The organism is Actinoplanes sp. NPDC048791 (genome assembly GCF_040650095.1).
Taxonomy (GTDB): Bacteria; Actinomycetota; Actinomycetes; order Mycobacteriales; family Micromonosporaceae; genus Actinoplanes.
The window spans coordinates 1-10,311 of the sequence record NZ_JBEZGQ010000227.1; the positions used below are offsets into that span (position 1 = coordinate 1).

General features: G+C 71.1%; 14 protein-coding genes. 6 read left to right on the forward strand and 8 right to left on the reverse strand.

Going from position 1 to position 10,311, the window contains the following annotated elements:
• Window positions 1–71: 71 nt before the first annotated feature.
• The 7 genes from AB0C29_RS18450 to AB0C29_RS18480 form a co-directional block, all read right to left on the reverse strand.
• On the reverse strand, window positions 72–275 hold the full coding sequence (locus AB0C29_RS18450; protein ID WP_007458127.1) for a cold-shock protein: 204 nt from the start codon (window positions 273–275) through the stop codon (window positions 72–74).
• A 262-nt stretch (window positions 276–537) separates the two neighbouring features.
• The gene (locus AB0C29_RS18455; protein ID WP_360821605.1) at window positions 538–810 is read right to left on the reverse strand and encodes a DUF4235 domain-containing protein; all 273 of its coding nucleotides are present in this window, start codon (window positions 808–810) and stop codon (window positions 538–540) included.
• Window positions 807–1,274 (reverse strand): DUF3618 domain-containing protein, encoded by a 468-nt coding sequence (locus AB0C29_RS18460; protein ID WP_360821607.1) that lies wholly within the window; start codon window positions 1,272–1,274, stop codon window positions 807–809. The genes AB0C29_RS18455 and AB0C29_RS18460 overlap by 4 nt, the downstream gene beginning before the upstream one ends.
• A complete protein-coding gene (locus tag AB0C29_RS18465; protein WP_360553347.1) occupies window positions 1,271–1,705 on the reverse strand; it encodes a phage holin family protein in 435 nt (144 codons plus the stop codon). The genes AB0C29_RS18460 and AB0C29_RS18465 overlap by 4 nt, the downstream gene beginning before the upstream one ends.
• Window positions 1,706–1,779: 74 nt before the next feature.
• Complete coding sequence (locus tag AB0C29_RS18470) at window positions 1,780–2,967, reverse strand: mechanosensitive ion channel domain-containing protein (protein WP_360821608.1); 1,188 nt, start codon at window positions 2,965–2,967, stop codon at window positions 1,780–1,782.
• Between the two features lie 102 nt (window positions 2,968–3,069).
• Window positions 3,070–3,891: a DUF1206 domain-containing protein gene (locus AB0C29_RS18475; RefSeq protein ID WP_360553345.1), complete on the reverse strand. Its 822-nt coding sequence runs from the start codon at window positions 3,889–3,891 to the stop codon at window positions 3,070–3,072.
• A gap of 61 nt (window positions 3,892–3,952) precedes the next feature.
• Window positions 3,953–4,276, reverse strand: coding sequence for a hypothetical protein (locus tag AB0C29_RS18480; protein ID WP_360553364.1), 324 nt, complete (start codon window positions 4,274–4,276; stop codon window positions 3,953–3,955).
• Window positions 4,277–4,321: 45 nt separating this feature from the next.
• On the opposite strand from AB0C29_RS18480, the gene AB0C29_RS18485 reads away from it, so the two are divergent.
• Window positions 4,322–4,600 (forward strand): GNAT family N-acetyltransferase, encoded by a 279-nt coding sequence (locus AB0C29_RS18485; RefSeq protein ID WP_360553344.1) that lies wholly within the window; start codon window positions 4,322–4,324, stop codon window positions 4,598–4,600.
• A gap of 17 nt (window positions 4,601–4,617) precedes the next feature.
• Here AB0C29_RS18485 and AB0C29_RS18490 read toward each other — a convergent pair whose 3' ends face one another.
• Window positions 4,618–6,195: a glycoside hydrolase family 3 N-terminal domain-containing protein gene (locus AB0C29_RS18490; RefSeq protein WP_360821613.1), complete on the reverse strand. Its 1,578-nt coding sequence runs from the start codon at window positions 6,193–6,195 to the stop codon at window positions 4,618–4,620.
• A gap of 188 nt (window positions 6,196–6,383) precedes the next feature.
• Between AB0C29_RS18490 and AB0C29_RS18495 the strand changes: the two genes are divergently transcribed.
• The 5 genes from AB0C29_RS18495 to AB0C29_RS18515 form a co-directional block, all read left to right on the forward strand.
• Window positions 6,384–6,524 carry a hypothetical protein gene (locus AB0C29_RS18495; RefSeq protein ID WP_360821615.1) on the forward strand — a complete coding sequence of 47 codons (141 nt, stop codon included), beginning with the start codon at window positions 6,384–6,386 and terminating at the stop codon, window positions 6,522–6,524.
• 18 nt (window positions 6,525–6,542) lie between these two features.
• A complete protein-coding gene (locus tag AB0C29_RS18500) occupies window positions 6,543–7,493 on the forward strand; it encodes a TIGR03557 family F420-dependent LLM class oxidoreductase (RefSeq protein ID WP_360821617.1) in 951 nt (316 codons plus the stop codon).
• 39 nt (window positions 7,494–7,532) lie between these two features.
• Window positions 7,533–9,179 carry an ATP-dependent DNA helicase RecQ gene (locus AB0C29_RS18505; RefSeq protein WP_360821619.1) on the forward strand — a complete coding sequence of 549 codons (1,647 nt, stop codon included), beginning with the start codon at window positions 7,533–7,535 and terminating at the stop codon, window positions 9,177–9,179.
• A gap of 11 nt (window positions 9,180–9,190) precedes the next feature.
• Window positions 9,191–9,694: a hypothetical protein gene (locus AB0C29_RS18510; RefSeq protein ID WP_360553363.1), complete on the forward strand. Its 504-nt coding sequence runs from the start codon at window positions 9,191–9,193 to the stop codon at window positions 9,692–9,694.
• Window positions 9,695–9,724: 30 nt separating this feature from the next.
• A partial coding sequence (locus tag AB0C29_RS18515; protein WP_360821621.1) for a DUF6597 domain-containing transcriptional factor occupies window positions 9,725–10,311 on the forward strand: 587 nt, incomplete at its 3' end.

Here is a 10,311-nt window from a genome sequence, read left to right on the forward strand (position 1 = left end):
GATCTGCGGGGTTACTCAGGCCGATCTCCGCCAGGCGATCGGCGGCCGGCGTCGCCGCCGGCAGGATGGTCTCAGAGCGGGCGAACCTGCTCCGCCTGAGGGCCCTTCTGGCCCTGGGCGATCTCGAACTCGACCCGCTGGTTCTCTTCCAGACTGCGGTAGCCGCTCGTCTGGATGGCCGAGAAGTGGACGAACACGTCAGCACCCCCGCCATCGACGGTGATAAAGCCGAAGCCCTTGTCTGCGTTGAACCACTTCACGGTTCCCTGCGCCATGCTGAACTCTCCTTCTGAAAATGCCGGCCCGGTGATGCGGGGCCGATGGTCGTTTCCGCGCAGCGGCCGCCGCGAGGGGCGGCGTTTCAGCAGGACGAGCCTCTGAACCACGTACACAAAAACTGGCCACACTGTACCCGAAGAACCAGCCCGAAAGCTGCCCCTCAGCCGAATCCCGTCGACTTGGACAGAACCGGAAAAGGCCTCCGGCGCCGCTTGAGCGGCGCCGAAGGCCTCGACGTACGTCTATGTAGGCGATCGATCAGTCGGGCCATTCCCCGGTGATCTTGCGAACGCCGGCCGCCCCGCCGCGGTCCACGAGGGCCTTGACCGTCGCGAAGATCGCGCCCTGCAGTGCGGCCGCGGCGATGATCTCGCCCCAGCCGCGGTCCTCGTCGGTGGCGTTCGGGGCGTCGTCGTCGCCGGAGGCGAACTTCCAGATCTCCTTGAAGACGAAGCCCGCGACCGCGCCGGCCCCGATGCCCAGCAGCAGACCGACCGGCTTGTACGCCACCTTCTGAAGCTTGTTGCTCACTTACGCCTCCCGCGCACGATGAGGATGATGCCGACCAGCGCCACCCCGGCCGCGAGCACGGCGGCGAAGGGGATGGGGTTGCGCTGCACCTGGACGCGCGCGTCCTGCGCCTTGTCCAGGACGCCCGACTCCTTGACCTTGTCCAGGGCGCCGGACTCCTTCACCTTGTCACCGGCCAGTGCGACCTTGTCGCCGGCCTGCGCCTTGGCGGTGCGGACCTTCTCGGACGCGACGCCGACCGCGGCGGCCGCGGCCTCGCGGACCTTGCCGGTCGTTTCGTGCACCTGCGCCTTGGCCCGCTGCTTGGTCTGCTCGACCTGCTCCTTGGCCCGGGCCTTGACGTCCGCCTTGGCCGCGAGGGCCTGGACCGTCTCACCGAGCTCGGCGCGGGTCTGCTTGATGTCCTCGCGCAGGGCCGCCACGTCCGGCTTGCCTGCCGACGTGGACCCGTTCTTGTCACTCATGCCCGGCTCCTGCTCTTGATCGCGTGCTTCACTTCGTCGACGTCCGCCTTCGCGCTGGCGATGGCGGCCGAGGGCTCCGGCGGGACCGCCTGGGTGACCTGCTTCTTGCCGAGCAGCGCCAGCACGCCGGCCGAGGCGAAGAGCACCACGGTCACGATCAGTGCGGCCAGCCACAGCGGCAGGAACAGGTCGAGGACGATGATCAGCGTGGCGAACAGCGCGCCGACGCCGTACAGGGCCAGCACCCCTCCGCCGCCGAACAGACCCACACCGATGCCGGCGTGCTTACCCTTCTCGGTGAGCTCCGCCTTCGCGAGCGCGATCTCATCCTTCACGAGGCGGGAGATCTGCTCGCTCGCCTTCTGTACCAATTCCGAGGTGGACTGGTCGGTCCCCGGACGGGCCGGGCTACCGTTCAGGACATCGGCCATGGTGTCCTCCTTTCCCAATGGAGCCACTATGCCCTGCACAGGGCCTGGTCAATCCTCGCCTGGCCGAGCCGAAATTACTGCCTGATACCGGACGTGGCGGCAGATGTCTGCTCCTCCGGACCGCTGAAGGCCGCCGCACGCTCGTCACCGTCCCCGGCTCCACTGAACACGCGGGCGTCGTCCCGGGTCGTGGTGTCCTCCGCCGGCGCGGTCACGGCCGGTGCGGGCATTGCCCGTTCACCCTGGGAAAGGTCCGCGCGCAGCCGCGGCAGCGAGTCGCGCCGGTGCTCGAAGACCCAGGTCACCAGGCGCTCGCGGACCAGGCAGCGCAGGTCCCACAGGGAACCCGCGTCGTGCGCGCTGACCAGCGCGCGGAGCCGGATCATGCCGCCGGTCGCCTCGGTCACCTGCAGCACGCAGACCCGGCCGTCCCACAGCTCGCTGCCCTCGCAGACGGCGCGCAGCTCGGCGCGCATCGGCTCGACCGGCGCCGACCAGTCGACGTCGATCTCCGCGGTGCCGAGCACGGCGGAACCGGTACGGGTCCAGTTCTGGAACGGCTTGGTGGTGAAGTACGAGGTCGGCAGGATCAGCCGGCGGTCGTCCCAGATCTGCACCGCGACGTACGTCAGGGTCAGCTCCTCGATCCGGCCCCACTCCCCCTCGACGACCACCACGTCGTCGATGCGGACCGCGTCGCTGAAGGCGAGCTGAAGGCCGGCGATGAGGTTGCCGAGGGTGCTCTGGGCGGCGAGGGCGGCGATGACACTGATCACCCCGGCCGAGGCGAGCACGCTGGCGCCCAGGGCCCGTACGTCCGGGAAGGTCATCAGCATGACGCCGATGGTCAGCACCACGATGGCGGCGATCGTGACCCGGCGCATTATCACGACCTGGGTCTTGACCCGGCGGGCCTTCATGTTGTCCGGGACGTCGACCCGCCAGCGGGCCAGGGCGACGTCCTCCAGCACGAGCAGCAGTGCGCCGACGAGCCAGGCGACCGAGGCGATCACCAGCAGGACGAGGGCGTGCAGCACCACGTCCCGGCCGGTGAACTCACCGGCGTAGGTGCGGACGGCCTGCTGCACGGCGTAGATGGTGACGCTGGTCAGGAACGGCTTGTGCGCCGTACCGGCCAGGTCGTTGAGCAGGGTCGAGCGGCGCCCGAGCCGTTTGACGACCCAGTGCACCGCCTCGACCAGGACGATCGCCGCACCCGCCGCGATGACGACGGCGAGCAGGGCGGTGAGCACGCTGGTCACGGGTTCCCTCTCCAGAATTCAGGGGTCGTTGCCAGCGCTCTACCTTGCCCTGCCCGCCTGTGCGAAGACACGTCTTCCACCCGCTCGGAGCTTGGTTCTGCGTCACACCTTGCGGTAGCGGGCCTGCGAGAAGCAGTAGACACCGAAGGCCGCGATGCCCAGCGCGACCAGGCCCAGCAGCCACGGGCCGTACGACTGCTCGGCCAGCAGGCGCAGCGCCGCGTCCAGGCCGCGGGCCTTCTCCGCGTCGTAGGTCACGGCCGCGGCCACGATCAGGCCACCGGCGATCGCGTACGCGACGCCCTTGGCGGAATAGCCGGCGACACCGAGGCGACGCGTGGTCTTGCGGACGGAGGGGCTCATCTGCTGGGTGTTGAGGTGCTTCTCGAACTTCTTGGTGACGCCGTAGATCACCAGGCCGATGCCGACGCCGACCACCACGAGGCCGATCAGCCCGACCAGCCAGCGGCCGCCCGAGTTGGCCATCAGGCTGGAGGCGCCCTTCTCCTGGCTGTCGCCGGTGGAGGCGTTCGCGCCCTGCAGCACCCGGATGGCGATCCAGGCGAACGACAGGTAGATCACCGCGCGGGCGCCGGAGACGACGCGTTCGGCGAGCGCCTCCTTGTCCTGCGGGCCGCTCTCGCCGATGGCGGCCTCGAAGGCCTGCCAGAGGGCCAGGGCGATCATGCCGATGACGGCGATGACCAGCATCGTCTTGCCGAACGGCTTGCCCGCCAGGCTCTGCAGCGCGCCGGACTGGTCACTCTCACCCTTCGAGTCGCCCAGGGCGACCTGCAGGGCCAGCCAGGCGAAGAGCAGGTGGATGACGCCGTACACGATGAAGCCACCGCGGGCGAGATATTCGAGGGGTTTGCTGTCGGCAGCACGCGACGCGGTGCTCCGGGCTTGCTGGGTGGCAGACATGCTGCCCAGATTGACCTGGGGCAACATTTTTGAAACCTGCCACCCGTGCCACCCGGACGTGCTAGCGGGAAACCTGGAAGCCGATCTGGTCGGCGGTGATGCTGTCCAGCGACACCTGGAGGCCGCCGACGTCCACGGCCTGCTGTCCCTTGGTGAGCTGGACCTGCTCGCCGGCCACCTCGAGGGTGACGGTGTTGGCGTCGGCGCTGACGAACTTGGCCTCCACGCCGAGCACGCTGGCGCTCGCGCTGGTGCTGCGGTCGAGGGTCACGGTGCACTGGTCCAGGCCGCAGTCGACGTTGTCGCTGCTGCATCCGGCCAGCAGGGTCAGACCGAGGACGGCTGAGGTGAACAGGGCGGCGATGCGCGGTGCTGCGGTGTTCATCACCCGATCAAGAGTACGGGCCGCAAGCCACCCTAGGCTGGCGACATGGACGTCACCGTGCAGGACAACCCGGCCCGCCACCGCTTCGAGATCCTGCTCGACGGCGAGGTCGGCGGGTTCGCCGACTACCGCGAGCGCGACGGTGCCGTGGTCGTCGTGCACAGCGAGGTGGACCCGGCGCACCGTGGCCAGGGCCTGGGCAGCGTGCTGGCCGCACAGACCCTGGACGCCCTGCGGGCCCGCGGCGCGAAGGTCGTGCCCGCCTGCCCGTTCTTCGCGCGCTACGTCGCGGACCACCCCGAATACGACGACATCATCGCCTGAGCGGCCCGCGACTCCTTTCAGGCGGCGAGGGCCTGCGACGCGAGCTGGGGCACCGAGGAACCGGCGATGATCTCGGCCGCGGCCTGACCGCAGGCCCGGGTGGCGCCGTAGGTGGCCAGGTGCACCCCGCCGCTCACCGCGACCGGCACACCCATCTCCACCACGATGGCGTCCGGGCGTACCGCCAGCGTGTCGCGCAGGGCGTCGGCGATCCACGGGTGCCGGTGAGCGTCGCGGACGACCAGGACCAGCGGGCGACCGCCGGCTCCGGCCAGGACCGGGGCGGCCGGGTCGCTCACGCCGGCGAGATCCTCGGCGCTGAGCCGGATCGAGGTGGTGCCGGGCAGCAGGTTGCCCAGCGGCGCCCCTACTCCCCAGGGCGTCTCGGCGCCGATGGCAATGTTGCGGGCCGGCGCGAACTCGACGACGTGCGGCGCGAGGCTCAGCGGCAGCTCCGGGGCGGCAGCACCGGTGGTGACCTTGACAGCGCGCCGGGCGGCGGCCTGGCCGACGGCCGAGCCACCGATGACGGCGACCTCGTGCGCGGTGGAGCCGGCGACCTCCGCGACGGCGCGGGCGCCGATCGCGGTCTGCGTCTCCAGCGTCCAGGTGGCCAGCTTGCGGACCCGGGCGGCGGCGTCGCGCAGGCGCTCCTCGCTCAGCTCACCGCTGCGCACGGCGGCGACGATGGCGTCCCGCAGGCGGATCGCGGTGTGCTCGTCGGCGTGGTCGCCGCCGACACAGATGGCGTCGGCCCCGGCGGCCAGCGCCCGTACGGTGGCGCCTTCGAGCCCGTAGGTGCGGCGGACGCCCTGCATCTCGATGCCGTCGGTGACGATCAGACCCTGGAAGCCGAGCTCCTCGCGCAGCAGGCCGGTGAGGATGCGCCGGCTCAGCGTCGCGGGCAGCTCCGGGTCGTACGCGGGGACCAGCAGGTGCCCGGTCATGACCGACTGCACGCCGGCGGCGATGGCGGCCTTGAACGGCACCAGCTCCACCTCGGCGAGCCGCTCCCGGCTGCGGTCGATCAGCGGTACGGCGTGGTGCGAGTCGACGGCGGTGTCCCCGTGGCCCGGGAAGTGCTTGGCACAGGCGGCGACGCCGGCTTCCTGCAGGCCACTGATCCAGGCCGCGCCGTGGCGGGCCACGAGACCGGGCTCGGCGCCGAACGCGCGTACCCCGATGATCGGGTTGTCCGGGTTGCTGTTGACGTCGGTGTCCGGGGCGTAGTCGAGCGTGATGCCCGCGTGGGCCAGCTCCAGGCCCAGGTCCCGGGCCACGGCGTGGGTCAGCTCGGCGTCGTCGATCGCGCCCAGGCCCAGGTTGCCGGGGCGGGAGCTGCCGTGCCGCGACTCGAAGCGGGTGACGTCACCGGCCTCCTCGTCGATGGCCACGATGACGTCCGGGCGTTCCGCGCGCAGCTGGGCGGTCAGGGCCGCGACCTGTGCGGGTGTCTCGACGTTGCGGGCGAACAGGGCGACGCCGCCCAGTCCGTCCGCGAGCCAGCGACGGACCCAGTCGGGCACAGCGGTGCCTTCGAACCCGGGCTGTAACACCGTCGCGGCCAGAACTGGCAATTCGCCATGATTCGGCATGTGTCCGCGTACCTCCGGTGACGACGAATACGCGCTCAGCGAGCACGTCCCCCAACGTGATCGGCCGACAACCGTCATGGGCGCGGCGACGACCTATGGTCACCCACTTCAGCCCTTTAGTCAACAAACCTTTCTATTAAGCGAACTTAAAGTGTTTCGCCGCTTGCCCGGCTCGCTAAGCTTCCTGCGTGCGGACACAGTGGGCGACGCCCGTCCTGGCAGCCTCCGGCGTGGACTGGTCCGAGGTGCACGCGGTGCGCCTGCTCGGCATCGCGCTCGGGGCCCTGATCCTGCTCTGGGCCATCCGCCGGATGTTCGGCGGCAAATAACCGGGGTATCCGCCCGGTATGCGAATCGGATACTTCCTGTCCAGCGAGGAATACACCCCCGCGGAGCTCATCGAGCAGGCCAAGGGCGCCGAGCGCGCCGGCTTCTCCGCCCTGTGGATCTCCGACCACTACCACCCGTGGGTCGACGCCCAGGGGCAGAGCGCGTTCGTCTGGTCCACCATCGGTGCCCTCAGCCAGGCCTGCTCCCTGCCCATCACCACCGCGGTCACCTGCCCGACCGTGCGGATCCATCCCGCCGTGATCGCCCAGGCCGCCGCGACCAGCGCGGTGCTGACCGGCGGGAAGTTCCGGCTCGGCATCGGCACCGGCGAGGCCCTCAACGAGCACATCTTCGGCGACGCCTGGCCCGAGGCCGACGTGCGGCTGGAGATGCTGGAGGAGGCCGTCGAGATCATGCGTGAGCTGTGGAAGGGCGGCACGGTGTCGCACCGCGGCAAGCACTACACGGTGGAGAACGCGCGGGTCTACACGCTGCCGGAGAAGCCGGTCGAGATCCTGGTGTCCGGCTTCGGCCCGAAGGCCACGTCGGTGGCGGCGCGGATCGGCGAGGGCTACATCAGCACGATGCCCGACGGCGAGATGGTCCAGCAGTTCCGCTCCCAGGGCGGCGGTGACCGTACCTGTCAGGCCGGTTTCAAGGCTGCGTTCGCCACCAGCGAGGAGGAGGGCGCGCGGATCGCGTACGAGAAGTGGCCGAACGCCGGCGTGCCCGGCGAGCTCTCCCAGGTCCTGCCCTCGCCCAAGCATTTCGAGCAGGCCTCGGAGCTCGTCACCCAGGACATGATCAAGGAGGCCTTCGTCTGCGGCAACGACCCGGCGGCCCACCTGGAGATGATCGACAAGTACGCCCAGGCCGGCTTCGACGAGGTCTACGTGGCCAACACCGGCCCGCACTGGCAGGGCCTGTTCGATCTCTACGCCGAGCACATCCTGCCCAAGCACTCGTAGCGTTTGGCTGTCACACCCGTGGGGCACAATGGCCGCTCGATGAAGCTACCGATCTATGGCCCGCGCCTGCGCAAGGTCGCCCGCAAGCATTTCGGCTGGCCCGGCCTGCGCCCCGGCCAGTTCAAGCCCATGCGGGCCGTGCTGCGCCGCCGCGACGCCCTCGTCGTCCTGCCCACCGGCGCCGGCAAGTCGGCGATCTACCAGATCCCGGCGGTCCTGCTGCCCGGGCCGACAGTGGTGATCTCACCGCTGCTGGCCCTGCAGCAGGACCAGATCGCCGCCCTCAACGAGCGCGCCGACCCGGCCGTGCGGGCCGTGCGGGTCAGCTCGGCCGAGACCCCCAACCAGCAGCGCGAGGCGATCCGGGAGATCCGGGAGGGCCGCGCCGAGTTCCTCTTCATCACCCCGGAGCAGCTGGCCAACCCGGAACGGCTGGCCGAGGTCCGGGCCCTGCGCCCGGGCCTGGTCGCGATCGACGAGGCGCACTGCATCTCCGCCTGGGGCCACGACTTCCGCCCGGAGTACCTCTCCCTCGGGCATCTGATCAAGGGCATCGGCCGGCCGCCGGTGCTGGCGCTGACCGCCACCGCCTCGCCGCCGGTCCGCGACGACATCATCGCCCGGCTGCACCTGAACAAGCCCGAGATCCACGTCTCCGGCCTGGACCGGCGCAACCTGTTCCTCGAGGTCGCGTACTGCCCGGACGAGGCCTACCGGTGGCGCCGGCTCACCGCGCTGCTGGACGAGACCGAGCGGCCGGGGATCGTCTACGTCGCCACCCGGCGCGCGGCCGAGGAGCTCGCCGAGCGCCTGACCGAGGCGGGCTACAGCGCCACGTTCTATCACGGCGGGATGGCCGGCGGCGCTCGCGAGCAGGCCCACGAGGACTTCCTCGCCGACAAGGTCGACGTCATGGTGGCCACGTCGGCGTTCGGCATGGGCATCGACAAGCCCAACATCCGCTGGGTCGCGCACGTCGCCCTGCCCGACTCCCCGGACAGCTACTTCCAGGAGATCGGCCGGATGGGCCGCGACGGCGAGCCGAGCCGGGCGCTGCTGCTGTGGCGCGCCGAGGACGAGGCGATCCAGCGCTTCTTCACCGGCGGCTCGCCCGAGGTGGCCGAGATCCGCGAGCTGGCCGCCGCCCTGCGGGCCGGACCGGCCACCAAGACCGCACTGAAGGAGAAGACCGGCCTCGGGCCGCGCAAGCTGGGTCAGCTGCTGAGCCTGCTGGAGCAGGTCGGCGCGGCGGTCGCCGGCAGCGGCAACAAGTGGACGGTTCCGGTCTTCGCCCCGCTGCCGGCCGCGGCGGCCGAGGCCGCCCTCGCCGAGCACGAGCGCCAACAGGTCGTGCAGCGCTCCCGCACCGACATGATGCGCGCGTACGCGCAGAGCAACGCGTGTCGCTCCCAGACCCTGCTGGCCTACTTCGGCGAGGATCTCGCCGAGCGTTGCGGGCACTGCGACAACTGCGCCGAGGGCGTGGCCGAGGAGACCGAGGAGGAGACCGGCGACGAGCCGTTCGCCGTGCACAGCACGGTGCGGCACGCCGAGTGGGGTCCCGGCATGGTGATGGGGTACGAGGAGGATCGCATGACCGTGCTCTTCGACGAGGTCGGCTACAAGACCCTCTCGGTGCCGGTCGTCCAGGAGCACGCGCTCCTGGTCGCTGAGAAAAAGAAGTGAGTGAGGATGCTGTGACCGACGAACCGCTGTACGCCACCTTCGGCTTCACCGACGCCGAGTGGGGGCTGCTGGTCGGCCTTCCGCAGTCGGTGCTGACCGCCGCGAGCGTGGCGACGCACGACAGCGCCCGTAAGACCCGGGCCGAGACGGCTGCCGGTCTCGACCAGATCTCCGACGCGCGGGCCTCGGCCAGCCGGCTGGTCACCGCGATCGCCACGGCGGTCCTGGACCAGACCGGCGATCCGGACCGGGGCGAGGAGCTGCCGGCCATCGAGCCGGCCGACCCGGTGGGCTACGGCCAGGACGTGGTGAACCGCGCCGCCGAGGCGTCCGCGCTGCTGACCGCCAAGGCCGACCCCGCGGACGCGGAGACGTACAAGCACTGGCTGGTGGAGATCGCCGAGAGCGTGGTCGGTGCGGCCTCGTCCGGTGGCGTGCTGGGCATCGGCGGCGACGTCGTGACCGACAACGAGCGTGCCTTCCGGGACGCCCTGGCCAAGGCCCTGGCCGACTGATTCCCGGCCCGGGGCCGCGCCGGAGACCTGGTGACCGGCGGGGCCCTGGGCCGGCCCGCGTCGCGGTGGGATGCTCAGCTCATGGTGGTCGACGAGTCCGCGTGGGCGCGACCGGCGGAGGCGCTGCGGCCGTACGTCGCGCACTACTCCGGCTGGCGGCAGTGCGGGGTGCCGCCGGTGACCCATCGGGGTCTGCCCTCGCCGTACCTGACGCTTGTGCTCACCCTCGACGATCCGCTGGTCGTGCACGCCCACCCGGACGGCCGTCAGGCCCCGGGCCGCTACGACGCCCTGCTCGGCGGCCTGCACCTGGCCCCCGCCCTGATCGCCCACGGCGGCCGGCAGTCCGGTGTCCAGGTGGCCGTGCATCCGCTCGGCTCCCGCACCCTGTTCGGCCTGCCCGCGGGCGAGCTGGCCGGCCTGGACCTCGACCTGGCCGACGTGCTCGGCAGTCTCGGCGTCGAGCGGCTGCGCTCCCGGCTGCTGGCCGCCCGGAGCTGGCCCGATCGCTTCGCGGCCCTGGACGCCGCCCTGCTGGCCCGGGCCCGGCGCCACGAGGCCGAGGTGCACCCCGACGTCTCGTACGCGTTCCGCCGGCTGCTGGCCACCGGCGGCCG

Excerpts from the sequence above, each read along its gene's own strand:
- AB0C29_RS18480 (WP_360553364.1), bottom strand. The coding sequence starts at position 4,276 with ATGAACACCGCAGCACCGCGCATCGCCGCCCTGTTCACCTCAGCCGTC.
- AB0C29_RS18460 (WP_360821607.1), bottom strand. The coding sequence starts at position 1,274 with ATGAGTGACAAGAACGGGTCCACGTCGGCAGGCAAGCCGGACGTGGCG.
- AB0C29_RS18450 (WP_007458127.1), bottom strand. The coding sequence starts at position 275 with ATGGCGCAGGGAACCGTGAAGTGGTTCAACGCAGACAAGGGCTTCGGC.
- AB0C29_RS18490 (WP_360821613.1), bottom strand. The coding sequence starts at position 6,195 with ATGCCGAATCATGGCGAATTGCCAGTTCTGGCCGCGACGGTGTTACAG.
- AB0C29_RS18475 (WP_360553345.1), bottom strand. The coding sequence starts at position 3,891 with ATGTCTGCCACCCAGCAAGCCCGGAGCACCGCGTCGCGTGCTGCCGAC.
- AB0C29_RS18505 (WP_360821619.1), top strand. The coding sequence starts at position 7,533 with ATGAAGCTACCGATCTATGGCCCGCGCCTGCGCAAGGTCGCCCGCAAG.
- AB0C29_RS18485 (WP_360553344.1), top strand. The coding sequence starts at position 4,322 with ATGGACGTCACCGTGCAGGACAACCCGGCCCGCCACCGCTTCGAGATC.
- AB0C29_RS18465 (WP_360553347.1), bottom strand. The coding sequence starts at position 1,705 with ATGGCCGATGTCCTGAACGGTAGCCCGGCCCGTCCGGGGACCGACCAG.
- AB0C29_RS18500 (WP_360821617.1), top strand. The coding sequence starts at position 6,543 with ATGCGAATCGGATACTTCCTGTCCAGCGAGGAATACACCCCCGCGGAG.